General features: G+C 72.5%; 24 protein-coding genes, 1 tRNA gene and 1 pseudogene. 6 read left to right on the top strand and 20 right to left on the bottom strand.

Annotation, left to right across the window (positions count from 1 at the left end):
- Positions 1 to 34 precede the first annotated feature (34 nt).
- Both VFO26_RS01000 and VFO26_RS00995 read left to right on the top strand, forming a co-directional pair.
- Positions 35 to 1,054: a TIGR03842 family LLM class F420-dependent oxidoreductase gene (locus tag VFO26_RS01000; RefSeq protein WP_325112999.1), complete on the top strand. Its 1,020-nt coding sequence runs from the start codon at positions 35 to 37 to the stop codon at positions 1,052 to 1,054.
- Between the two features lie 9 nt (positions 1,055 to 1,063).
- The gene (locus VFO26_RS00995; protein WP_325112998.1) at positions 1,064 to 1,912 is read left to right on the top strand and encodes a class I SAM-dependent methyltransferase; all 849 of its coding nucleotides are present in this window, start codon (positions 1,064 to 1,066) and stop codon (positions 1,910 to 1,912) included.
- A gap of 22 nt (positions 1,913 to 1,934) precedes the next feature.
- On the opposite strand, the gene VFO26_RS00990 is transcribed toward VFO26_RS00995, so the two are convergent.
- Positions 1,935 to 2,007 (bottom strand) — tRNA-Phe (locus tag VFO26_RS00990).
- Positions 1,973 to 2,470 (bottom strand): annotated as a pseudogene (locus VFO26_RS00985) (hypothetical protein); the annotation flags it as partial. The pseudogene VFO26_RS00985 and the gene VFO26_RS00990, both read right to left, overlap by 35 nt.
- A gap of 143 nt (positions 2,471 to 2,613) precedes the next feature.
- Between VFO26_RS00985 and rocF the strand changes: the two are divergent.
- The gene (gene rocF / locus VFO26_RS00980) at positions 2,614 to 3,522 is read left to right on the top strand and encodes an arginase (RefSeq protein WP_325112997.1); all 909 of its coding nucleotides are present in this window, start codon (positions 2,614 to 2,616) and stop codon (positions 3,520 to 3,522) included.
- Between the two features lie 6 nt (positions 3,523 to 3,528).
- Positions 3,529 to 4,182, top strand: a complete 654-nt coding sequence (locus VFO26_RS00975) for a nucleotidyltransferase domain-containing protein (protein WP_325112996.1) — start codon at positions 3,529 to 3,531, stop codon at positions 4,180 to 4,182.
- On the opposite strand, the gene VFO26_RS00970 is transcribed toward VFO26_RS00975, so the two are convergent.
- From VFO26_RS00970 to VFO26_RS00890, 17 genes are all read right to left on the bottom strand, one after another.
- Positions 4,164 to 4,550 carry a VOC family protein gene (locus tag VFO26_RS00970; protein ID WP_325112995.1) on the bottom strand — a complete coding sequence of 129 codons (387 nt, stop codon included), beginning with the start codon at positions 4,548 to 4,550 and terminating at the stop codon, positions 4,164 to 4,166. The genes VFO26_RS00975 and VFO26_RS00970 overlap by 19 nt on opposite strands.
- An 81-nt stretch (positions 4,551 to 4,631) precedes the next feature.
- Complete coding sequence (locus VFO26_RS00965; RefSeq protein WP_325112994.1) at positions 4,632 to 5,450, bottom strand: SAM-dependent chlorinase/fluorinase; 819 nt, start codon at positions 5,448 to 5,450, stop codon at positions 4,632 to 4,634.
- 10 nt (positions 5,451 to 5,460) lie between these two features.
- Positions 5,461 to 6,093 carry a uroporphyrinogen-III synthase gene (locus tag VFO26_RS00960; protein WP_325112993.1) on the bottom strand — a complete coding sequence of 211 codons (633 nt, stop codon included), beginning with the start codon at positions 6,091 to 6,093 and terminating at the stop codon, positions 5,461 to 5,463.
- A gap of 160 nt (positions 6,094 to 6,253) precedes the next feature.
- The gene (gene hemC, locus VFO26_RS00955; protein ID WP_325112992.1) at positions 6,254 to 7,087 is read right to left on the bottom strand and encodes a hydroxymethylbilane synthase; all 834 of its coding nucleotides are present in this window, start codon (positions 7,085 to 7,087) and stop codon (positions 6,254 to 6,256) included.
- A 126-nt stretch (positions 7,088 to 7,213) separates the two neighbouring features.
- On the bottom strand, positions 7,214 to 8,482 hold the full coding sequence (gene hemA / locus VFO26_RS00950) for a glutamyl-tRNA reductase (RefSeq protein ID WP_325112991.1): 1,269 nt from the start codon (positions 8,480 to 8,482) through the stop codon (positions 7,214 to 7,216).
- Positions 8,479 to 9,252: a cytochrome C assembly family protein gene (locus VFO26_RS00945; protein ID WP_325112990.1), complete on the bottom strand. Its 774-nt coding sequence runs from the start codon at positions 9,250 to 9,252 to the stop codon at positions 8,479 to 8,481. Before VFO26_RS00945 ends, hemA begins: the two co-directional genes overlap by 4 nt.
- A complete protein-coding gene (locus VFO26_RS00940) occupies positions 9,245 to 9,409 on the bottom strand; it encodes a hypothetical protein (RefSeq protein ID WP_325112989.1) in 165 nt (54 codons plus the stop codon). Before VFO26_RS00940 ends, VFO26_RS00945 begins: the two co-directional genes overlap by 8 nt.
- Positions 9,406 to 10,092 carry a cytochrome c biogenesis protein gene (locus VFO26_RS00935; protein ID WP_325112988.1) on the bottom strand — a complete coding sequence of 229 codons (687 nt, stop codon included), beginning with the start codon at positions 10,090 to 10,092 and terminating at the stop codon, positions 9,406 to 9,408. The genes VFO26_RS00940 and VFO26_RS00935 overlap by 4 nt, the downstream gene beginning before the upstream one ends.
- Before the next feature lie 8 nt (positions 10,093 to 10,100).
- Positions 10,101 to 10,742 carry a heme exporter protein CcmB gene (locus tag VFO26_RS00930; protein ID WP_325112987.1) on the bottom strand — a complete coding sequence of 214 codons (642 nt, stop codon included), beginning with the start codon at positions 10,740 to 10,742 and terminating at the stop codon, positions 10,101 to 10,103.
- The gene (locus VFO26_RS00925) at positions 10,739 to 11,407 is read right to left on the bottom strand and encodes an ABC transporter ATP-binding protein (protein ID WP_325112986.1); all 669 of its coding nucleotides are present in this window, start codon (positions 11,405 to 11,407) and stop codon (positions 10,739 to 10,741) included. The genes VFO26_RS00930 and VFO26_RS00925 overlap by 4 nt, the downstream gene beginning before the upstream one ends.
- Positions 11,408 to 11,706: 299 nt before the next feature.
- On the bottom strand, positions 11,707 to 12,570 hold the full coding sequence (locus VFO26_RS00920; protein WP_325112985.1) for a UbiA-like polyprenyltransferase: 864 nt from the start codon (positions 12,568 to 12,570) through the stop codon (positions 11,707 to 11,709).
- A 28-nt stretch (positions 12,571 to 12,598) separates the two neighbouring features.
- Complete coding sequence (moaC, locus tag VFO26_RS00915; RefSeq protein ID WP_325112984.1) at positions 12,599 to 13,048, bottom strand: cyclic pyranopterin monophosphate synthase MoaC; 450 nt, start codon at positions 13,046 to 13,048, stop codon at positions 12,599 to 12,601.
- A complete protein-coding gene (locus VFO26_RS00910) occupies positions 13,045 to 14,631 on the bottom strand; it encodes an aldehyde dehydrogenase family protein (RefSeq protein ID WP_325112983.1) in 1,587 nt (528 codons plus the stop codon). Before VFO26_RS00910 ends, moaC begins: the two co-directional genes overlap by 4 nt.
- A gap of 26 nt (positions 14,632 to 14,657) precedes the next feature.
- A complete protein-coding gene (locus VFO26_RS00905; protein ID WP_325112982.1) occupies positions 14,658 to 16,082 on the bottom strand; it encodes an alpha,alpha-trehalose-phosphate synthase (UDP-forming) in 1,425 nt (474 codons plus the stop codon).
- Positions 16,083 to 16,088: 6 nt separating this feature from the next.
- The gene (locus VFO26_RS00900) at positions 16,089 to 17,264 is read right to left on the bottom strand and encodes a S1C family serine protease (protein WP_325112981.1); all 1,176 of its coding nucleotides are present in this window, start codon (positions 17,262 to 17,264) and stop codon (positions 16,089 to 16,091) included.
- 55 nt (positions 17,265 to 17,319) lie between these two features.
- Positions 17,320 to 18,738: a sensor histidine kinase gene (locus tag VFO26_RS00895; protein WP_325112980.1), complete on the bottom strand. Its 1,419-nt coding sequence runs from the start codon at positions 18,736 to 18,738 to the stop codon at positions 17,320 to 17,322.
- The gene (locus tag VFO26_RS00890; RefSeq protein WP_325112979.1) at positions 18,735 to 19,436 is read right to left on the bottom strand and encodes a response regulator transcription factor; all 702 of its coding nucleotides are present in this window, start codon (positions 19,434 to 19,436) and stop codon (positions 18,735 to 18,737) included. Before VFO26_RS00890 ends, VFO26_RS00895 begins: the two co-directional genes overlap by 4 nt.
- 59 nt (positions 19,437 to 19,495) lie before the next feature.
- Here VFO26_RS00890 and VFO26_RS00885 point away from each other — a divergent pair, with 59 nt between their 5' ends.
- The gene (locus VFO26_RS00885; RefSeq protein WP_325112978.1) at positions 19,496 to 21,268 is read left to right on the top strand and encodes a M28 family peptidase; all 1,773 of its coding nucleotides are present in this window, start codon (positions 19,496 to 19,498) and stop codon (positions 21,266 to 21,268) included.
- On the opposite strand, the gene glp is transcribed toward VFO26_RS00885, so the two are convergent.
- Positions 21,244 to 22,443: a gephyrin-like molybdotransferase Glp gene (gene glp / locus VFO26_RS00880; protein ID WP_325112977.1), complete on the bottom strand. Its 1,200-nt coding sequence runs from the start codon at positions 22,441 to 22,443 to the stop codon at positions 21,244 to 21,246. The two genes, VFO26_RS00885 and glp, sit on opposite strands and share 25 nt — an antisense overlap.
- Positions 22,444 to 22,477: 34 nt before the next feature.
- On the opposite strand from glp, the gene VFO26_RS00875 reads away from it, so the two are divergent.
- Complete coding sequence (locus tag VFO26_RS00875) at positions 22,478 to 23,419, top strand: glycosyltransferase family 2 protein (protein WP_325112976.1); 942 nt, start codon at positions 22,478 to 22,480, stop codon at positions 23,417 to 23,419.
- The last annotated feature ends 1 nt before the right edge of the window (position 23,420 follow it).

Genomic DNA, 23,420 nt, shown 5'->3' with positions numbered 1-23,420 from the left:
GATACTGACTCCTCGCGAACGACGGAGGAACGACATGGCACTCTCTTTCGGCGTCACCGTCCTGCCCGACCCGCCGGCGAGCCGCCTCGTCGAGCTGATGCAGCTCGGGGAGCGGAACGGATTCGAGATCGGCTGGACCTACGACTCGCACGTCCTCTGGCAGGAGTCGTACGTCCAGCTCACGCTGGCGATCCAGGCGACGTCGCGCCTCAAGTTCGGGCACCTCGTCACGAACCCGGGGACGAGGGATCCGACGGTGGTCGCGAGCCTCTACGCGACGATGCACGACATCTCCGGCGGCCGCATGGTGATGGGGATCGGGCGCGGCGACTCGGCCCGGCGCTACATCGGGCAGCAGCCCGTGCGCGTGGCCGAGTTCGAGCGGCGGCTCCGGATGATCAAGGACTTCATGAACGGGCGTGAGGTCCACTGGAACGAGAAGGACCTCCAGCTCAAGTGGGTGCGGCCGGAGCTGCCGGAGATCCCGACGTGGGTCGCGGGATACGGCCCCAAGGCGCTCGCCGTCGCAGGGCGGGTGGGCGACGGCGTGATCATCCAGCTCGCCGACCCGGAGATCATCCAGTGGATCATGGGCACGGCGCGGGCGGCGGCCGAGGAGGCCGGGCGTGACCCCGCGGCCCTGAAGTGCATCGTCTGCGCGCCGAGTCACGTCGGCCCGATCGAGGAGGGGCGTGAGCAGACGCGCTGGTTCCCGGCGATGGTCTCCAACCATGTGAAGGACCTGATCGAGCGGTACGGGACGGACGGCTCGGTCGTGCCGAAGGCCCTCACGGACTACGTCGAGGCACGGAAGTTCTACGACTACGACGAGCATTCGCGCGTCGGCGCGAGGCACGGCGAGTTCGTCACCGACGAGATCTGCGACCGCTTCTCCGTGCTCGGGGACGTCGAGCAGATCACGACGAAGCTCCGCGAGCTCGAGTCGATCGGCGTCGACCATTTCTCGATCTACCTCATGACCCACGGTCAGGAGGAGACGCTCGAGACGTACGGGGAGAAGGTCATCCCGGGATTCGCGGCGGCGCGCGCGTAGACGGGCGGCGTGGACGACTCGTCGGAGCAGATCGCGGCCTGGAGCGCGGTCGCGGCCGGATGGGAGCGGCAGCGACCGCTGTTCTGGGAGGCGACGCGCATCGTGTCGGAGCGGCTCGTCGACCTGCTCGACCCGACGCCCGGCGAGACGATCCTCGACCTCGCCGCCGGCCCCGGCGACACCGGGTTCCTCGCGCTTCCGCGCGTGCGGCCCGGCGGGAAGCTCCTCACGACCGACGGCGCTCCGGAGATGCTCGAGGCTGCGAGGCGGAGGGCAGCGGAGCTCGCGCTGGGCGACGGCGAGGTCTCCTTCGCCGTCGAGGACGCCGTCGCGCTGTCCCTCGGCGACGCGTCGGTGGACGGCGTCCTCTGCCGCTGGGGACTGATGCTCCTGGCGGACATGGGCGCCGGGGCGAGCGAGATCGCCCGCGTCCTCCGTCCCGGAGGCCGTGCGGCGATCGCCGTATGGGCCGATCCGGCGGAGAACGACTGGATGACGGCCCCCGGCCGAAGCGCGGTCGAGCTCGGCCTCGTGGAGCGACCCGACCCCGAGTCGCCGGGGCCGTTCCGGCTCTCCCCGGAGGGGAGCCTGCGGTCGCTGCTGGAGCGTGCGGGCCTCGAGGTCGACGTGGTCGAGGACGTCCCCCTCACCTGGCGCGCGCCCACCCTCCGGGACTGGTGGGACGTCGCCCGGGACACGTCACGGTCGCTCGCCCTGATCCTCGGCCGGATCACGCCGGCGGAGGCCGAGGCCGTCCGTGCCGGTGCGGAGCGGAAGCTGGAGCGGTACGTGGAGCCGGACGGCACGCTGGCCGTGCCCGGACTGGCGCGGGTCGCGCTGGCGCGCCCGCAGAGCTGAACAGCAGCGCACCGTCGGGGAATGGCGAGGGCCGGACTTGAACCGGCGACACCACGGTTTTCAGCCGTGTGCTCTACCAACTGAGCTACCTCGCCCGGACGAGCCAGTGTAGCCGGGCGGCCGCGGCCTCGTCCTTGGCCGCGTCAGGCGTCGCGCACCGCGTAGGGCGCGGACGACGACGGGTTCCGAAGCGTCCAGGGGAGGTCGATCCACCGGTCCGTCCGCTTCCAGACGTAGTCGGCCCCGACCACGGTGTGAGTTCTCGTAGAGCACCGCGATACGCACCTCGCCGACCTCGCCTGCGCAGAACTGCTGCACGCTCTCGTTCCTGTGGCCGGTGTCGGCGAAGTCGTGCGCGATCGCGATTCGCGCGCCGCCGAGGTCGACGAAGCCCGGCGCCGGGAGGGAGGATCCGCCGGTCATCGAGGCGCTCGTCGACCCCCGTGTGTGCTTCGCCACGTTCATCGTGTAGACGTTCTTGACGGAGGGCGCGTAGCCCAGCCCGGCGCCCACGAGCAGTCCGCCGTGGGCGATCGAGAGGATCATCTCCGGCTCGTACCCGTCTTCGGCGACGCTTCGAGCGAGAGCCCTGCACCCGGCGCCGAGGTCGGGCCACTCATGGTCTCGCGCTCGCCGGTCATGCCCGACGCCGGCGCATCGCGGGGTGCGGACGACGGGTCACCCGGGTAGCCTCCGTCGCCGTGGCCGCGACGCCGAGGACCGTGACCATCATCGGTGCGCCGCTCGATCTCGGCCAGGGCCGCCGCGGCGTCGACATGGGCCCCTCGGCCATCCGCTACGCCGGTCTCGAGGAGCGCCTCGCGTCGTTCGGCTGCCGTGTCGTCGACCGAGGCAACGTGACCACATCCGAGCCCGAGGCGCTGTCGGTGGGCGACGAGCGGACTCGGTTTCTCCCCGAGATCCTCGAGGCGTGCTCGCGGCTCGCCTCACTCGTCGCCGAGGTCGTCGCGGAGGGATCCGTCCCGCTCGTGCTCGGCGGGGATCACTCTCTGGCGCTCGGGACCCTGGCTGGCCTGCGGGCTGCGACCGGTCGGCCCGGAGGGGTGATCTGGATCGACGCGCACGGCGACCTGAACACCCCGGCGACGAGCCCGACCGGCAACGTGCACGGGATGCCTCTCGCGGCGGCGCTGGGGCTCGCCGGGGACGCCTTCCACCACCCCGGCCTGCCGCTCCCGGCCGTCGAGCCCGAGCGCGTGGTGCTCGTGGGCGTGCGCTCGCTCGACCCGGCAGAGAGGGCGCTGATTCGCGAGAAGGGAATTCGCGTGATCACGATGACCGAGATCGACCGCATCGGGATCGAGCGAGCTGTGCTCGAGGCGATCGACCGCGCCTCCGGCCCCGGCTTCGTTCACGTGTCTCTCGACCTCGACGCGCTCGACCCCGAGGTAGCGCCGGGCGTCGGCACCCCCGTGAAGGGGGGCCTGACGTACCGCGAGGCGCACCTGGCGTGCGAGGATCTCGCCGAGTCGGGCGTCGTCGGCTCACTCGAGCTCGTGGAGGTCAACCCGATCCTCGACCGCGAGAACGGCAGCGCGGCGATCGCCGTCGAGCTCGCCGCGAGCGCGCTCGGTCAGTCGATCCTCTGACGGCCGATGGTCGACGCCGAGGAGTGCGAGTTCCAGCGTCTCTGGGGCCCTTGGGAGGCTCTCGCGCCAACGCAGGCGGCCGCGCTGTTCGACACCTACGTGCGGCCGTGGTGGATCTCAGGCGGATGGGCCATCGAGGCTTTCACGGGTATTGCCCGCCCGCACAAGGACGTCGACGTGACGATCTTCAGACGCGACGTCGCGGCGCTGAGGGAGTATTTCCGCGGCCGGTACGACCTGTGGGCCGCAGGAAGCGGCACGCTGCGACCCCTCGACGACCGCCGTCCACGCCCTCCGTCGTGGTCGGCGCAGATATGGATGCGGGAGCATGCGCTTGCGCCGTGGCTCCTCGACGTCCAGCTCAACCCGGGCGGGCCGCGGCGCTGGGTGTTCAAGCGGGACCACTCGGTCTCCATGCCGATCGAGGAGGCGACGTGGGTCGCAGCCGACGGCATTCGCTACCTCCGACCCGAGCTCGTCCTCGCGCACAAGGTGAGGCTTCGCCGGCCGGCCGACGACTCGGACCTGGCCGGGGTCCTGCCACGACTCGACCCGTCGGCACTCGGTTGGCTTCGAGCCTACGTCGCACGCGAGGACCCGAGCCACCCGTGGAGCCACGTCTTGCGAGTGTCTCGGCGAGCTCAGCCGGGCAGCACCTGACCGAAAGCGATGTCGTGCTCCTCGGGGTCCTGGATCCCGAACTCGCGCGTTCCCCACGGCGTGTCGTAGATCGAGAAGTCGATCGGGGCGCCACGTCCCCGCAGCTCGTCGTAGAGCGCGTTCGCATCGTCGACCCATACGTACACCTGGTTGGCCTTGTCGAGCACCCGCCAGTTCGGCACGGGCGGCTCGCTCCCCGGCGGCGCCTGGGCGAGCATGATCGTCACGCCGTCGCGCGTCGGCATGGCGAAGCTCGGCGGCTCCCCGTGGAGCGTGTCGGTCTCGAAGCCGACGCGCTCGCGCCAGAACTCGACGGAGGCGGCGATGTCCCTGACGAGCAGCACCGGCGCGACCCGCAACACGCGCATGGCACGGACGATAGCCCCGGGCGAGAGAAGAGCGTTCGGGCCGGCTGACCGCGCCGCGAACGCTCTTCGTTGTACGCGACCCTAGCGCAATGCGGCCGCAGGGCCAAGCACGCGGATCCGGAGAGGGCGGCCGGGGCTCGCGTGCAGCATCGACGCTGCGTTGCCGCGGTTGATCGCGACGGACATGTTCCGGTAGCTGTCCTCGTAGAGGATCACGTCACCCGGGCGGGCGTCGGCGAAGGTCCGGGCCATCACGGCGTAGTAGCGCTCTCCCGCGAGCTCGAGCTCGACGCGTGTCCCGGGAACGATCCCCGCTCGCTCGGCGTCGTCGCGGGTGAGGTTCAGCGCGATGTTGCCGAAGCTGTCGACGTAGAGCATCGTCGCGTCGATCCGATCGTCGGAGAACGCCGGGCGCGGCAGGTCGAGCCTGACGAGGGCGTCGGGATCGAGGGGAGGGCCAAGCTCGTTGACGTTCACGCCGTTCGCCAGGTGCGCCGCCGCGGGGGCGAACAGGTCGCGGCCGTGGAACGTCCGGGAGATCGTCTCGAGCGCATACCGCGGGTTCGCAAGCTCGCGCACCTCGGTGATGCCTGCCCGCTCGGCCGCAGGCAGAAGCAACCCGTTGTCAGGCCCGACGAACACGCGCCCGTCGCCGTCCGCGATCGCGAGGGGTCGCCGCGAGCCGCCGACACCGGGATCGACGACCGCGAGGTGGACCCCGACCGGCATGTAGGGGAGCGTGCTCGAGAGGACGAGCGCGCCCTGCAGCACCTGGGTGGGCGGGATCCCGTGGGTCACGTCGATCACGCGAGCGTCGGGCGCGATCCTGGCGATCACTCCGTGGCATGTGCCGACGAAGTCGTCCTGCAGGCCGAAGTCCGTCAGGAAGCAGATGACCACGGCGTCGAGTCTACGACCGCAGCGCGCGCTCGACGGCGGCCACGATCCCGTCGAGGTCGTTCGTCGTCGCCTCCTCCGCGAGCGTGGCTCCCGCTGCGATTGCCGCCCGCGTCGTCTCCGGGCCGAGCGACACGACGGGTGTCGAGACGGCGAGCCGGCCGTATGCCCGCGCGGCCGACGGCGACATCAGGACGACGAGCTCGCTCTCCGGCCAGGTCTCGGGAGCGAGCTCGACCGTGCGGTAGAGCACGACCACGTCCGCACCAAGCGTCTTGGGCAGGAGCCCGCGCGCGCCGGCGGCGCCGGCGAACAGGACGCGGCCGGCGGGCCGCGGGATGGCCGCGAGAAGGCCCTCCTGAGTCGAGGTCGCCGCGATCAGGTCCGCGCCCCCGAAAGCGTCTGCGGTCGCCTTCCCGATCGCCGCGACGTGCCGGGGGCGACCGCGCATCCTGCGCCGCAGCTCGCGGGCGCCGACGACGCTCGTGAGGACGACCCAGTCGTATCCGGCGACGTCGACGGGCTGGTCGCCGAGCGACTCGATCGCGACGAGGGGAACGTGAACGGGCTCGTGCCCCAGCGCCTGCAGCCTGTCGAGGAGGTCTGCCTCGCGGCCTGCCGGGCGAGTGACGACGATGCGGGCCACGCGCGGTGTTGGTCCCGTCCCTAGCCCCCGCCCACCCACGGGGACGCAGACGATAACGGCGAGATCGCGACCGGTCTGTGCCACCTGTGTGCCGATCGTGCGATGGGCGCGGCGGCGGTGCTGGTGGCTACGCGTGTCATCCGGCCGAGCGGGGCATGGGTCAGGCGGTTCGGCGCTCGAGCGCCGCCAGCTCTCGGCCGAGCGCGTCCGGGTCCGACCCCTCCCGACGTTCCAGCCAGCTCCCGTCCTCCGCCGCGATGAGGCCGGTGAGCACCGTGCCGTCGTGATACGCGGCCACGGGCGCGAGGCAGCCCCCGCCGACCGCGCCGACACAGCGGCGCTCCGCCTCCACCCGCCGACGGGTCTCGGCGTCGTCGGCCATGGCGACGAGATCCTCCTCCCCCGCCCGCACCTGCAGCGCGAGCGCCCCCTGCCCCGCCTCGGGCAGCATCACGTCCGGGTCGAGACGCACGGCGATCTCCGATCCGAGCCCGAGCCTGTCGAGCCCGCAGGCTGCGAGGACGACCGCGTCCAGCCCGCGCTCGACCCGCTTGCGGAGCCGGGTGTCGATGTTTCCCCGCAGCGGCTCGACCGAGAGGCCCGGCTCGAGCGCGAGGAGCTGCGCACGCCGACGCGCAGACGCAGTCCCGATGCGCATGCCGGCGCGCACGTCGGCGGATCCGCAGAGCGCATCGCGCGGGTCCTCGCGGGCCGGGTACGCCCCGACCGCGAGCCCCTCCGCGTCGGTCGAGGTCATGTCCTTCGCCGAGTGCACGGCGACGTCGATGCGGTGGGCGAGGAGCGCTTCCTCCAGCTCCTTGACGAAGACGCCGCGGCTGCCGATCTCGCCGAACGGGCGCGTGCGGTCGCGGTCGCCCGCCGTGGTGATGGGGACGAGCGCGATCTCCACCCCCGGCCGCCGCAACGCCTCGACGGCGCGCTCGGCCTGGGTGAGCGCGAGCCTACTTCCGCGCGAGCCGACGCGAAGCAGCACGACAGCGGCGGGACACGCGTGTCGCCGGCGTGCCGCAGACCGGTCGCCCACTTGGCCGGATGCGAACGAACGCGGACGGCACGACGAGCGGCAACGGCCTGCCCCGGAAAGCCTCGAGCGGGCGCGTCACGCCTCGTCCTCCTCTTCGAGCCCGAACAGGTGGCGCACGACGTCAGCATAGACCAGCCCGTCGGGAGTCACGGCCGCCTCCTTCAGGCGAACGGTTGGCAGGTGCAGCAGCTTGTTGACGATCTGGGCGGTGACCGTGTCGACGACGGCGCGCTCGCTCTCGGGCAGCCGCCCGAGCCTCGCCTCGACGCGAGCGAGCTCGGACGCTCGGATCTCCTCGGCCAGCGCCCGCAGCGATGCGATCGCAGGCACCACGGCAAGCGAGGCCTGCCAGGCGCGGAAGCGCTCCGCCTCCGCGGCGACGATTCGCTCGGCCTCCACGGCCTCCGCCCGGCGGCCCTGGAGGGAGGAGGAGACGACCGCCTCGAGGTCGTCGACGTCGTACACGAAGCACCCGTCGATCGAGGCGAGCGAGGGATCGACATCCCTTGGCACCGCGAGGTCGACGAGCAGCACGGGTCGACCGCGGCGCGAGCGCAGCGCCGGACCCAGCTCCTCGGCCGTCAGGACGAAACCGGCAGCGCTCGTGGACGACACGACGATCTCCACGTCCGCGAGAACCGTGGCGATCTCGTCCAGGGCGACCGCGCGCGCCCCGAGGCCGTGCGCGAGCCGCTCGGCCTTGCCCACCGTCCGGTTGACAACGGCCACGACCGTGGCTCCCCGGGAGCGGAGATTCTTCGCTGTCAGCTCGCTCGTCCGCCCCGCACCCACCAGCACCACCCGGCGGCCTTCGAGCCCCTCGAACACCTGCTGCGCCAGCGCGGCCGCCGCGGAGGGAACCGACGCCGGGCTCTCGCCGATCGCCGTCTCGATGCGGGCCCGACGCCCTGCGTGGAGCGCCATCCGGAACGTCCGGTCGAGCAACGGGCCGGGCGCCCCGGCCTCGAAGGCGTCGCGCACCTGCCCGAGGATCTCGCCCTCGCCCGGCACGAGCGAATCGAGGCCCGCCGCCACACGGAACAGATGGAGCGCGGCCGACTCGTCCGCGAGCCGGTACGTGCTCGGGGCGAGCGTCCCCGCCTCGGCCCCGGCCAGCGACAGCAGCGCCCGGTCGGCCCGATCGCCGAGTTGGTCGTCGTCCCCGGCTGCGAGATACAGCTCGGTCCGATTGCACGTCGAGAGGACGACGGCCTCGAGACCTGCGCCGTCCGTGCTCGCCAGCGAGCCGGCGAGCCGCCCCGCCGCGTCCAGGTCGATCGCGACCCGCTCGCGCAGCTCGACCGAGGCCGTGTGGTGCGAGATACCCGCGAGCGCGAGCTTCACGACGCGAAATGGGTCAGGGGGAGAACGACGGTGACCAGGGCGAAGCCCGCGACGAGCGACCATGCGAGGCGGCGGCCTCTGAGCCCCGCTTCCCAGCGCAGTGCCAGTGCCGCCGCGTAGAGCGCCCAGATGACGACGGTGACGGTCATCGCGGCATCGAGCTCGCCGGCGTCGAGCCTCGTGACTCCGACGATGATCCCGGCCGAGAGCAGCCCGAGCCCGACGAGCGCGACTCGCGAGGCGAGGCGGTCCAGCGCCTCGAGCGACGGGAGGCGCAGGCGCAGCAGGCCGGCGTCCCGATGCTTGAGGCGTCGCTCCTCGTAGAGGTAGAGCACTGCCATGGCCGCAGCCACGGTGAAGCTCGCGAACGCCGCCAGCATCAGGCCGGCGTGGAGATCCAGCGCCCACCCGCCTCCTTCGGAGGCACGGACGCCGGTGCCGCCCCCGGCCCAGGCCAGGACCAGCAGGCCGACGGCGACCGGCATCACCACGAGCCCCACCAGCCGATAGCGCGGCTTGCAGCCCCAGACCAGGTACCCGGAGACGACGAGCCACGAGAGCAGGTTGAGCGCCCCCGCCCACGTTCCCCACGGGAAGCCGTCGACCGAGAGCACCTGGGCGACGAGGAGCGCGGTCTGCGCGAGCCAACCGATCCGCACGCCCCAGATCCCGAGCCGGCCGTAGCGGCCCGGGCCGCGCAGCTCTCCGGCATAGGCAACCGCCGCCTCCCCGTAGGCGATCAGTGCCGGCCAGACGAGGAGCTCAGCCATCGCCCCGCTCGAGGGCGCGTGCCCGCGCCAGCTGGACGAGCTCCCCGGTCTCCCGCTCGAGCCGGGAGAGCTTGGCGGCGATGATCACGACCCAGACGAGCACGAAGAGGAGGAACACCCCGTAGGCGGCCGCGACGTACTTCTCGGCGGCGGTCACGGCGCAAGCGCCTCGCGGAGCTCACGCAGGTGGAGGTCGGTCCGCTTGCCGGCGAGCTCGGTGCGGTACATCACGTAGGCAACGAGCGTGATGGCCGCCCAGGAGACGCAGAAGGCCGCGAACATCTCACCCGTCATCTGCGGTCCTTCCCGCGTGAACACGGTCGGGTGGATGAAGTCGTTGGCGAGCCGGATCGCGAAGAAGCTGACCGGGATCAAGGCGACGCCGAAGAGGGCGTAGACGGCGGAGATCCGCTCGCGCCGCGGCCCGGGCTCGATCGAGAAGCGGAGCATGAAGTACGCGCAGTAGAAGAGGAAGAGCACGAGGAACAGGACGAGCTGGTTCGAGCTCCACGTCCACCACACGCCCCAGGAGGCCTTCGCCCAGATCGCCCCGGTGACGAGCGTCAGCGCCCCGAAGATCGTCCCCTGGTGGATCGCCGTGTAGCTCTCGAGGTCGTAGCGCTCCCCACGCGTGAGCAGCAGCCGAAGCGCCTTCCAGGCGCCCAGGCCGAAGCAGGCATACGCCGTGAGAGCGATCGGCACGTGGACGTAGAAGATCTTCTGGGAGAGGCCCTGGTCGGCGTCCTCCGGTGCGACGAAGAAGATCATCGCGACGGACACTCCTGCAAGAACGGCGGCCAAGATGGCCACGGCTGTCAGGGAAGGCTTGGCGATGCTCATGGGGACCGTCACTCGGTGACGACGTACTCGAACGCCGCCCAGGAAAGTATCGCGAAGACCGCGTCGTAGAGGGCCAGGAAGGCCAGGTACTTGCCGGGCTCCGGGGAGATGCTCGAGCCGACACCGCCGACGACCAGCGGGATCGCGAGCGGCAGGAAGAGCAGCGGGAGCAGCACCTCGCGGCCTCGGGCCGCGGCGGCCATCGCGGAGACGAGCGAGCCGACCGCACAGATCCCGATCGAGGCGAGCACGACACCGGCGAGCGCGGCGCCATCGAGGCGCGCGAAGAAGAGCGCGAAGGCGGGCAGCGCGACGAGCTCGGCGACCGCCAGGAAGGCGAGCGTCGCGAGGGTCTTGCCGAGCCAGATCGCGCTCCGGTCCGACGTCGCGAGCACGAGCCCGTCGAGCGCGCCCGCCTCCCCCTCGGGCACCCAGGCGCGCGCCAGGCCGAGCAATGCCGTGAACACGAGGGCGACCCAGAGCAGGCCGTACGCCGCGTCGTCACCGGCACCGCCGGGGAGGGCGAAGTGGAACACGACCAGGGTCGCCAGCACGAAGAGGGCCATCGCGGGAAGCGTGTCGCGCGCCCGGAGCTCCAGACGAAGATCCTTGCGCGCGAGGGCCGCGACGTCGCCGAGGTAGGCGCTCACAGCCGCTCCAGCGCGAGGCTCGCCGTGGCGAGCGCGGCGACGCGGCCCGGCTCGTGCGTCGAGACGACGAGCGTCCGCTCGCGCCTCACCGTCGCAAGCTCGTCGTCGAGGAGGACCACCCCTTCGGCGTCGAGCGCCGAATGCGGCTCGTCGAGGACGAGCAGCTCCGGGTCGTGCAGGAACGCGCGGCAGAGCGCGAGGCGCTGCGTCATCCCGCGTGAGAAGGCGGACACGCGCTGATTGCGGGCCTCCCACAGCCCGAACCGCCCGAGGAGCATCCCGATCCGCTCGCGCCGCTCGGGAACGCGGTAGAGCCTGCCGTACAGATCGAGGTTCTCGAGCGCCGTCAGCTCCCGGTAGACGAGCGGCTCGTGCCCGACGAAACCGACGCGCGATCGCTCGACGTCGATCTCGAGCGAGCCGCGGGTGGGCGCGGCCAATCCCACGAGCATGCGCAGGAGGGTGGTCTTGCCGGCCCCGTTCGGGCCCGTCACGACGAGCGCACCGCCGACCGGAAGCTCGAACGAGACGCCGCGGAGGACGGCCCGCGCTCCGTAGCGCTTCTCGAGCCCGGCCGCTCGGATCACCACGAGCCCGGGCTCCCGGCCCGCCCCGCAGCCCGTCCCCTGCCCGTCGCCACCCGAGACAACCACCCCCAGGGGCACCCCCGGTGCCCTGTTGTCACGCTATCGGGAGAACTGTGACCCATGGGTGCCGGGATCGTGCCCGAAGTGTGACGGCCGCGTTGGTCGCACTCCGGTCCGTCGGCGACGCGGATCGCCGCGGCCCCGCGGACGGGCCGACGCGCCGGTACCGGGCCGGTCGGTGGGAGGCCGTCGGGTGGAGGGCCGTTCGACGTCATGACCTCGAACCCGTTCCGGCGGCCGGGCGCACGATGGGCAATCGGCGCCGAGCACCGTTGCACGCCGGGCGCCGAGGCCGTCCAGCTCGAGAGGCGGCCGACTCAGAGCAGCGTGTCGAGCGCGACGAGGACGCCGAAGGCGATCGAGAGGATGCCGTTGACCGTGAAGAACGCCGCGTCGAGCCTGCGCAGGTCGTCGGGCCTGACGATCACGTGCTCGTAGACGAGGAGCACCGCGACCACTGCGACCCCGAGCCAGTACCACGCGCCGACCGGGAGCCCGGCGCCGGCGACGGCGAGCAGCGCGACGGAGCCGGCATGCATGGCACGCGCGCCCGCGAACACGCCGTGGATGCCGAACCGCGTCGCCCATGAATGAAGGCCCTCGGCGAGGTCGTGCTCACGGTCGAACAGGGCGTAGAAGAGATCGAAGCCCGCGACCCAGAGGCATACCGCACCGCCGAGCGCCCACGCCTGCCACGGCAGCTCTCCCGTCACGGCTGCCCACGCGCCGACCGGCGCGAGGCCGAGCGACGCGCCGAGCCACAGATGGCAGAGCCACGTGACGCGCTTGAGGTAGGGGTAGGCCACGAAGAGGAGGACGGGAACGGGCCACAGCCAATGGACGAGCGGGTCGAGCTGGAACACCGCCACGAGGTAGACGGCGAGCGCGAGCCCGCACAGGGCGGCGACCTGAGCCCGGCTGAGCGCCCCCGCGGGCAGCTCCCGACCGGAGGTCCGGGGGTTGCGCGCGTCGATCTCGGCATCGACGAGCCTGTTGAGGCCCATCGCGAGCGTCCGCGCACCGACCATCGCGACCGTGATCCACGCCATCGCCTCGAGCCCGGGCCACCCGTCGATGGCCAGGAGGGCACCCACGTAGGCGAACGGCAGCGCGAAGACGGTGTGCTCGAGCCGCACCAGCCGAGCCAGGCGCACCGGGAGCGGCGCAGCGACGGCGCTCATCCGGCCCCCCCGCATGCCGGACATCGGCTCACACGGGCGCCTTCGTCTTCGAGACGAGCACGACCTCGTCGATCCGCATCTCCTTGTCGATCGCCTTCGCCATGTCGTAGACGGTGAGCGCCGCGACCGCGACGGCGGTCAGCGCCTCCATCTCCACTCCCGTCCGTGCCGTCGTCTCGGCCGCGGCCTCGATCGCCACTCCGCCCGCGTCGACGGTCAGGTCGACCTCGACGACCGAGAGCGGAAGGGGATGGCAGAGCGGGATCAGCTCGCTCGTCCGCTTCGCCGCCTGGATCCCGGCGATCCGCGCAACCGTGAGTGCGTCCCCCTTCGGCAGCGAACGAAGGCGCTCGGCGGTCGAGGTCGCCATCCGGACGCGCCCGCGGGCAACGGCGCGTCGGCGCGACTCCGGCTTCGCGCCGACGTCGACCATCCGCACCTCGCCCGACGTCTCGTCGACATGCGAGAGCTCGCTCACCGCAGGACCTTCCGCGCGAGATGCGCGAGCCCGCGGCGGTGCTCCGCGACCGCGCGGATACGGGCCGTTGCCCCTTCGGCGTAGAGCGCGCCGACGAGGCCCCGCAGCCCGTCGACCGCATGATCCCCGTAGGGGAACCACCAGCCGGGCGTCAGCTGTCCCCGGTCGGAGCCGACCAGCTTCGAGTGCGAGAGGGCGTAGAGGCCGTGGCGGGAGCCGGTGCGGCCCAGGCCGGAGGCACGCCGTCCGCCCCACGGCGCCTGCGACGCGCCGAAGGAGTACGCGTGGTCGTTGACCCACACGGAGCCGGTCTCGAGGCGTTCGGCGAGCGCGCGGGCACGCCGTGGGCTCCGTGTCCAGATGCTGGCGCCCAAACCGAACGGCGAGTCGTTGGCCCAGCGCATCATCTCCACGTCATTGTCCAGTTGGACAACGAGGACGGCGGGCCCGAAGAGCTCCTCGGTTCGTGCGCGCGACGTGCGCGGCTCGCCCACGAGGACGGTCGGCTCGTGGAACCACCCGGCAAGCTCCGTGCTCGGCCTGCCGCCTCCCGTCGCGACCGTCGCGCCGTTCTCGACGGCATCCGCTAGAAGCTCCTCGAACCTTGCCCTCTGCGCCTCGCTGACGAGGGGGCCGAGCTCGACGTCCGGGTCGGTGCCCCGGCCGATGCGCAACGTGCGGGCGGCCGCGGCCAGACGCTCGACGAACGTGTCGTGGAGGCCCGACGGGACGGCGATCCGCTCGATCCCGGCGCATGCCTGTCCGCAGTTGGTGAACGCGCCCCAGAGCGCGCCGTCGACGGCGCGGTCGAGATCGGCGTCGTCGAGGACGAGCATCGCGTCCTTCCCGCCGAGCTCGAGCACGGCCGGGCAGAGCCGGGCGGCAGCTGCCTGCGCGACGAGGCGGCCGACCTCCGAGGAGCCGGTGAACATCACCGCGTGCGTGCCCCGGTGGCGGACGAGGGCCTCGCCCAGCGAGCCGTCGCCCTGGACGACCCGCACGAGGCCCGGCGGGGCGCCTGCGCGGCGGAAGAGCTCCTCGACCCAGGCGCCCGAGAGCGGAGTCAGCTCGGACGGCTTGACGATCGCGGCGTTGCCGGTCGCGACGGCGGCCGCGGCGTGACGCAGCGGGAGCGCCAGCGGAAAGTTCCAGGGCGTGACGACCGCGACAACTCCGAGGGGCTCGTATCGGATCCAGCCCCGCTTCTGCCGGAGGACGAGCTGCGGGAAGCGGAGGCGCTCCTCGCGCAGGACTCCGACGAGGTTCTCGGCCAGCCATCTGCAGGAGTCGGCGGCCACGACCAGCTCGTGCGCGTACGCCTCGGCGAGCGGCTTGCCGGACTCGGAGACGATCGTCCTCGCGATCGCGTCGGCGTCGTCGGCGAGCGCGTGTGCCACTCGCTCCAGCAGCCGCGCCCGCACCTCGAGCGGCCGGCGCGCGAACGCCTCCTGCGCCATGCGGGCCTCCGCGATCGCCTCGGCCAGCTCCTCGGGCGGCGTGACGGGCACGCGCCCGACCGACGCGAGCGTCGCCGGGTCGACGGAGACGAGCTCGCGCCTGAGGACGTCCGGGCCCGCGCTCACCGGCGCATCGTAGCCCCGATGGCCGATCAGGCCCGGAGGGGGGCCCGCTCGTCCAGGAGCTCGAGCTCGCGTGCGGCCCACGCCTCGAGATCGTGCGTCCGCACGTGCGAGCGGATCGCCTCCAGCCACGAGCGCCGCTCCTCGGGCGGGAGCTCGATCGCCTGCTTGAGCGCCGCGGCCTGACCTTCGACGTCCAGCGGATCGATGCCGACCACCCACGGCGCGAGCTCCTCGAACGCCCCGGCGTCGCGTGACAGGATTGTCACGCCGTCGCGCATGTTGACGAGCGGCGCCTCCTTGGCCACGAGGTTGAGCCCGTCCATGATCGGGTTGACGAGGAGCACGTCGTACTCGGCATAGGCGGCCACCGAGGCGAGGAAATCGTCGCGGACGTCGAGGACGACCGGCTCCCAACCGGGCCGTGCAAAGCGCCGATTGACGTCGGCAGCCGCCGCCTCCACCGCCAACCTGTAGTCCACGTACTCGGGAATCTCCTCACGGGACGGTTCGAGCAGCGCGACCAGGCCGACCCGCCCCCGCAGCGCCGGCTCCTGCTCCAGGAGGAGGCCGAACGCCTCGAACCCGCGAACCGCGTTCTTCGCCGGGTCGATGCGATCGACGCGCAGGACGAGAATCTCCGGGCGACGGGCGACGACCTCCTCGCGCCGTGCGCGGACGCCTCTTCCTGCGACGAGCCGTGCGAACTCTCCCGCGTCCACCGTGATCGGGTTCGCATGCGAGCAGCTCTCCGCCTCGGCGCCCCGGCCGAGGAGCGCTTCGCAGCTCTCGACGAATGCCGAGCGCCAGCGCTCGGTGTGGAAGCCGACGCTGTCGCACGCGAGCAGCCCCTCGTGGATCGCGCGCGGGATCGCGGGCGGCAGCACGGCCCAGCCGTCCGGCCCGACCCAGGGGATGTGCACGAAATGCGCGATCCTCGCCTCGGGGCGCGCCGCCCGGACGAGCGCGGAGACGAGGTAGAGGTGGTAGTCCTGGACGAACACCGGCGCCTCGGGGACGCGGTCGAGCTCCTCGACCGCAGCGGCCGCCAGCGCACGGTTCGCCTCGACGTAGCCGTCCTGCCACGGAGGCTCGAGATCTGCGTCAGGATCCTGCTTCAGGTTCCAGAGCCCGTGCTGGACGAACCACAGCACCGGATTCGCGACAACCCCGTAGAAGAGGCGGTAGACGCCCGGGTCGTGGCTGACGAAGCGGAGCCGGAAGGACGAGCCGGCGGCCGAACGCTCGTCCCGCGCGCCGCGCGCCGCGACCTCGCGGTCGGCATCGGTCATGGCGCTCGCGACCCACGTCACGTCGTGGCGGTCGACGAGGGGGCGCAACGCGGTGACGAGGCCCCCGGCTCCCCGGTGCGCCTCGAGCCCGCCGTCCGGGCCGAAGCTGAAGCCGATCGGCGCGCGGTTCGAGACGAGGACGAGCGGCCTGGCTCGCGGCATCGGCGGCTAGCCCGTCGGCGGGCGGTCGCCGAGCGTCACGTCGATCGTGACCCGGCGCTTCCCGCGAAGCACCGTGAACGGGACCGTCTGCCCCGGGAGAAGCTCGGTCACGAGCCCCGAGACGTCGTCGGCGCCGTCGACCTTCTCGCCGGCGATCGCAACGATCAGGTCGCCCCCCAGGGTCACGTTCAGGCCGTTGAATGCCTCCGTGCGGGAGCCGCCGCGGAGGCCCGCGTCGTCGGCCGGAGTGCCGGCCTCGACTCGCGCGACGAGCGCGCCCCGCTCCGCGCCGAGCCCGAACTTCTTCGCGATCCCCGGCGTGACGTCCTGCGTCCGAATCCCGATGTACGCGTAGCGGACACGACCCGTGCGCAGGAGCTGGTTCAGGGAGCGTCGTGCGATGTCGATCGGGATCGCGAACCCGACCCCCTCGGCCGTGCCCGACGTGCTCTGGATCTGTGCGTTGATGCCGATCACGCGGCCGTCTCCGTCGAAGAGCGGGCCGCCCGAGTTGCCGCGGTTGATGGGAGCGTCGACCTGGATCCCGTTCGCCACGCTGAACCCCGACGTGAGGGAGTCGATCGAGCGGCCCGTCGCGGAGACGATGCCGACGGTCAGCGAGCTCTGCTTTCCGAACGGGCTGCCGATCGCGGCCACCGGCTCGCCCACGACCACGTCCGACGACTCGCCGAGCGGCACGGGAGCGAGCGCGTGGGCATCGGGGGAGACACGGATCACGCCGACGTCGCTGAACAGGTCCCACCCGACGACCTTCGCGGTCACGCGCTCGCGGTCGGCGAACTCGACGTACACCGCCTGGGCGCCGCTGACGTTGTTCGGCGACTCTGCGACGTTGGTGATCACGTGTGCGTTCGTGAGGATCACCCCGTCGTCGTTGACGACGAATCCCGACCCCTGCGACTCGCCGCCGAGGCCGAGGTTGGCGTAGATGGTGACGACCCCCGGAGCCCTGGCGAGGTAGAGCGACCTGGGATCGAAGCCGGACACCGACGGTCTCGGGCCTGCTGTCGTCGTGGTGCCCGTCGACGGGAGGTCGAGGCTCCGCACCACGGTCGTGGTCGTCCCCTCGCCGAGATCGGTGAACGAGCCCACGAGCAGCGCGACGCCCGCACCGATCGCTGCGGCGACGGCGGCAATGCCCGCTGCGGCGCGGCGACGCATCACAGCCACCGTAGCAACGGCCCCGCCGAGTGGCCCCGAGGGGCCAAGGGCGTTTTCACGTGGAAACGGCCAGTTCGCCCGTGACGACGGGCGTCGCGGGGAGCGAGAGGGTGAACGTCGTCCGCCCCCGCGCGCTGGCGAGCTCGACCGTCCCGCCCATGCGCTCCGCGAGCTCCCGCGCGATCGCGAGCCCGAGACCGCTCCCCGACGCGTGCGGGCCCTCGACGCGGTAGAAGCGATCGAAGATCCGTTCGGCGTGCTCGCGGGGGATCCCCGGCCCGTCGTCGCTGACGGTGAGCTCCGCCCGCCCCTGGCTCCGGGCCGCCGCGATGCGGATCTCGGTGCCCGGCGGCGTGTGCGCGAGCGCGTTCCCGGCCAGTGCGCGGCCGATCTGCAGCACCCGCTCCTCGTCGGCGAGCGCCCAGGCCTCCGGGTCGGTCTCGAGCACCAGCACGTGCCCGGTCGACTCGGCGAGCGGCGTCAGCTCGTCGACGAGCGCCCGCACCGCGTCCGCGAGGACGACCTCCTCCTGCTCGACGCGGAGGCGGCCCGCGTCCATCCGCGAGAGGTCCAGCAGGTCGGCCGCGAGCTTCGTGAGGCGCTCGACCTGCTCCCGCGTCGTCGCGAGGAACCCGGCGCGCGTCTCCTCGTCGAGGTCCTCGTCGGCCATCAGCTCGAGGAAGCCCGCGAGCGAGAAGAGCGGTGTGCGGAGCTCGTGCGAGGCGTTCGCGACGAACTCTTTCCGCGCGGTGTCCAGCTGCGCGAGCTGCACGCGCATCCGCTCGAACGTCGCGGCGAGCTCGCCGAGCTCGTCGTCGCCGAGATCCACGACCGGCTCGTCGAACCTCCCCTTCGCGATCCGGTCGGCGGCACGCTCCAGGCGCCTGATCCGCCGTGCGTGGAGCGTCGCCGCAGCGCTCCCGAGGATCGCGGCGATCGCCAGCGCGACGCCGGTCGCATAGAGCAGGCGTCGCTTCACGACGCGGACGGTGGCGAGCTGGTCCTCGATCGGTGTCGAGAGCAGGAGCACGTTGCCGGACGGGAAGAGCTGCACCGCGACCTGCCCGAACGGCCGGCCACGCCGCTCCACGCGGCCACGCGTGATCTGGGTCGTCCGCGCCGCCTCGAGGGCGACCGGGTCGTCGCTGGCCGAGCCCGCCCCGCCGGCGGAGTCCGCCAGCGTCCGTAGCGAGATCGGCGAGGGTCCGAAGACCTGGAACACGATCGTGCGCGCGTTCGAGAGGAGGGAGGTCGCATCGACGAAGGCATCGAGCGAGAGCGGATCGCTGAAATCGGTGCGCGCGTACGAGTAGGCCGTCGAGAGGGCGTCCCGCTGGAGCTCGTCGACCCGGTCGTCGACGAGCCGCCGCTCGAGCGACGGCACGACCATGAGGTAGGCACCGCCGAGTGCGCCGCCCACGATCAGCAGAAGCGCGACGGCCAGGGTCGTCCGGATCCCCCCGGGGAGGCTCATGTTCCCCTGAAGCGGTAGCCCGCGCCGCGGACGGTCAGGATGAGCTCGGGCTCGCGGGCATCTCGCTCGATCTTCTCGCGGAGATGACGGACGTGGACGTCGATCGTCCGCGGCTCGCGGTAGTCGGCGCTCCCCCGGATCCGCTCCAGCAGCTGCCGGCGGCTGAAGACGATCCCGGGCTCCGCGGCGAGCTGCGTCAGCAGCTCGAACTCCACGAACGTCAGCTGCACCGGCTCGCCGCGCACCTGGACCGCCCGTCGCGGCAGGTCGATCACGACCTCGCCGCGGTCGAGCACCTCGTCCCGGCGGCTCGCGTGGTGGGGCGTCGCCGCCCGGCGGAGGAGCGCCCGGACGCGGCTGCGGAACTCGCGGATCGAGAAGGGCTTCGTGATGTAGTCGTCGGCGCCGAGCTCCAGCCCGAGGACCTTGTCGAGCTCGTCGTCTCGTGCGGTCAGCATGATGATCGGCACGGTGCTCTCCGACCGCAGTCGTCGGCACACCTCGAGACCGTCGACTCTCGGCAACATGATGTCGAGCACGACGAGGTCGACGTTCTCCTCGGCGAAGCGCCTCATGGCCTCGTCTCCGTCCCGCGCCTGCACGACGCGGTAGCCATCGCGCTCGAGTGGATACGTGAGCAGGGACTGGATCGCGTCCTCGTCGTCGACGAGGAGGATGGTCGAGGAGGATTCCGGCATGTGGTCGTCGGCGCCCCCACGGGCGTGATGGCCTGCCGGTACCTACTATAGCCCCCTGCATGGAGCCCGCCCGCGTCGGCACGATCAAGCGGAGGCCGAGGCGCGGCTCCGTGGAGCGGCCCGTCGACCTGCGCCTCGTCCGCAACCTCGGGGCGCTCGTTGCGCTGCCGTTGCTCCTTGCGATCTTCACCGTCTCGCGGCCGGGCCCGCTGCCGGCACCCGTGCTGCCGCCCGCCTTCGACGGGGCCACGGCGACGGCCCTCACGCTCGAGCTCGCCGGTGACAACGCCAGTCGCGTCCCCGGGTCGCTCGGCGCAGCGAGCGCCGCGCAATGGCTCCGAGACAAGCTGGCGCTCTACGGTCTCCCGGTCCGCGAGGACGTCTGGCGGGAGGACGTGCCCGGGGTCGGCCGCGTCGAGCTTCGCAACCTCGTGTCCGTCGTCGAGGGGACTCTCGACGAGACGATCGTCGTCGTTGCTAATAGAGACAACAACGGCAAGAGCGCCGGTGCGAACCGCAACGCGAGCGGCACCGCGGCGCTCGTGGAGCTCGCGCGGGCGTACGCGACGGCCGGGACGACCGAGTCCGCACGCACGCCCCTCCACACGCTCGTATTCCTCTCCTCGGACGCCGGCGCCTACGGCTCGCTCGGCGTCGCCCGTTTCGCCACCCGGTCTCCGCTCGCGGCCCGGGCGGTCGCGGTCGTGTCCCTCGACGGGCTCGCGGGGACCGGCCGCACCCGGCTCGAGGTCGCCGGGCTCGACCGGCACTCGCCCCCGCCTGCGCTCGTCCGCACGGCGGCAGTGCGCATCGCGTCCGAGCTCGGGCGCGAGCCTGCCCAGCCCGGCGTCCTCGGCCAGCTCGTGGCGCTCGCGCTGCCCTTCGGATTCGGGGAGCAGGCCCCGCTCCTGGGTGACGGGATCCCGGCTCTGCGCATCTCGACAGCGCCGGACGGGGGGACACCGCCCGGCGGGGACGAGGTGGCAGGGCTCGACGCACGCCGGCTGACCCGCCTCGGGCGTGCCTCGGAGTCGCTGCTCACCTCGCTGGACGTCGCTGTCGAATTGCCGTCCACGACCCCGGGGGCGCTCTTCCTCGGACCGCGCGCCGTGCGCGGCTGGGCGTTGCAGCTCCTCCTGCTCGTCGCGGTCGTCCCGTTCGCGGGGGCCGCGCTCGACCTCCTCTCCCGCTGCCGGCGCCGACGGCTGCCGCTCGCTCCCGCCTGGCGCGCGTTCCGCCGAAGGCTCGGCCTCTGGCTGGTGCTGCTCGTGCTCCTCGGCGTCGCGGCCGCCGCCGGCGCGTTGCCCAGCGAGCCGCAGCTGCCGCCGCCTCCCGACCAGCCGCCGGTCGACGCATGGCCGGTCGGCGCCGTCGCTGTGGGGGTCGTCCTCGCGGCGCTCGTCTGGCTCAGGGCGCGGGCGCGGCTGATCCCGCGCGGGCGGGCGAGGCCGGAGGAGGAGCTCGGTGCGTACGCGGTGGCCTTCCTGGTGCTGCTGGTGCTGTCGGCGCTCGTGGCGCTGGTTTCGCCGTACGGGCTTCTCTTCATGCTGCCCTCGCTCTACGCCTGGCTCCTGCTGCCGCAGCTGCGGTTGGCGCCGGCCTGGGTGACCGACGTCGCGTTCGGGCTCGGCCTCGTCGGCCCGGTCCTCGCCCTGGTCGTGCTCGCCGAGCAGCTCCACCTCGGGCTCCTTGCGCCCCTGTATGCGGCATCGCTCCTCACCACGGGAGTCGTGCCCTGGGCGTCGACGCTCCTCCTCACCGCCTGGGCCGCGGCCGCGAGCTTCGTCGGCGCGATCGCCGCCGGCCGCTACACCGAGCCGAGCGGGAAGTAGCGCACAGCCGAGCCGACCGGAAGCTCGCCCTCGCCTCGGGGCACGTGGACGAGCGCGTCGGCCGCGGCGGCGCGGACGATCATGTGCGACTCCTGGCCCTCGATCGGCCGCAGGAGCGTCCCCGCGTCCGACTGCTCCCTGCGGGCGCGCTGGTAGTCGTCCCGGCCGGGATGTCGACGTGCCGGCGTCGCGAGGATGCCTGTCTCGAAGCGCGGTCCCGGCGCGGAAGCGCCCTGGAGCGCCCGCAGCGCAGGCACGACGAAGAGGAGCGCTCCCACGAGCGAGGAGACGGGGTTTCCCGGCAGGCCGAAGACGAGCGTGTCGCCGCGCACGGCGAACGACAGGGGCTTCCCGGGCCGCATGGCGACGCCCCAGAAGACCTCGTCCGCGCCCAGTTCCTCGAGCGTTGCCCGAACGAGGTCGTGCGGCCCGACGGAGACTCCTCCCGACGTCACGAGCATGTCCGCCTCGAGCCCACGGAGGAGTGCCGCCCGGTGCGACGCCTCGTCGTCGGCGACGCTCTCGCGCGGAAGGACGACCGCTCCGGCCGAGCCCAGCAGCGCGGCCAGCATGACGCCGTTCGACTCGTAGATCTCGCCCGCGGCGAGGGGCTCACCCGGCCGCCGGAGCTCCGTCCCGGTCGTCACGATCGCGACGCGCGGACGGACAGCGCAGTGCGGATGCGCCACACCCGCGGAAGCGAGGGCCGCCAGCCCCGAGGGCGCCACGGTCGTGCCCGCAATGAGTACCGGGGCGCCCGAGCGGATGTCGCCTCCCAGCGGCCGCACGTTGTCTCCTTCGGAGACGGAATCTGGAACGCTCACCGTGCCGTCCTCCTCGCGCACGTGCTCGATCGGGACGACGGCGTCGGCCCCCTCGGGGACGACCCCGCCCGTGGCGATCGCCATTGCCTCCCCGACCGCCAGCGCTCGAGGCGCCGGGATCCCGGCCGCGATGCGGGCAACGACCGGGAGCGTGCCCGGCGTGTCGGCCGCCCGCAGCGCGAAGCCGTCCATCGCCGAGCTCGGGAAGCGCGGCAGGTCGACGGTTGCGAGCGCGTCCTCTGCCAGCACCCGTCCCGCAGCATCCGCGAGCGGCACCGGCTCCGCCGGGAGCGGCCGGACGCGCTCCAGCACTCGGGCGAGCGCGTCCTCGACGGTCAGGAGGCCGGCCACGGCGCTGACGGTACACACGGGGTACGCTCGCCGCGTGATCTCTGTCGTCGTCCCGGTTCGTGACGAGGAGCTCACCGTCGAGCCCCTCTACGAGGAGCTCGCGGCTGCCCTCGAGAGTCGCGGCGAGCCGTGGGAGGTCGTGTTCGTCGACGATGGGTCGCGCGACGGGACGCACGCCGCTCTCGTCCGGCTCCACGCGGGGGCGCCGAACGTCCGGGTCGTGCGGCTGCGCCGCAACGTCGGCAAGGCGGCGGCGCTCGACGCAGGGTTCCGCGAGATCGAGGGCGAGGTCGTGGTGACGATCGACGGCGACCTCCAGGACGACCCGTCCGAGATCCCCCGCCTGCTCGCCAAGCTCGACGAGGGCTACGACCTCGTCACGGGCTGGAAGGCACGGCGGAGCGACACCTTCGCCAGGCGCATGCTCTCGCGGATCTTCAACACCGTGACGGGCCGGCTCTCCGGTGTGCGCCTCCACGACATGAACTGCGGGCTCAAAACGTTCCGGGCCGAGGTGGCCCGCGAGCTCGAGCTCTATGGGGAGCTGCACCGGTTCATCCCCGTCCTCGCCCACGACCTCGGGTTCCGCGTGACGGAGCTGTCGGTCAACCACCGCCCGCGCGAGCACGGCCGCAGCCGCTACGGCATGGAGCGCTACCTGCGCGGCTTCTTCGACCTGCTCACCGTCACCTTCATGAGCCGCTACCGGCACCGCCCGCTCCACCTGTTCGGCGGGCTGGGGCTCGTCCTGGGTGCGATCGGGACGGGGATCCTGGTCTACCTGACGGTCGTGAAGCTGACGGGCGAGCCGATCGGCCGCCGCCCGCTCCTCCTGCTGGGCGTGCTGCTCGTCGTGGTCGGCATCCAGTTCCTCTCGCTGGGCCTCCTCTCCGAGCTCCTCACGAGCCAGCACCGCGAGCGGCTCAGGGCGATCGACGATCGCTCCTCCAGGCTCGTCGACGAGATCCTCCGTTAGA

Source organism: Gaiella sp., from assembly GCF_035710885.1.
GTDB lineage: Bacteria > Actinomycetota > Thermoleophilia > Gaiellales > Gaiellaceae > Gaiella.
The sequence above is the reverse complement of the archived record's forward strand: the minus strand, read 5'-3'. Positions and strand labels throughout refer to the sequence as shown.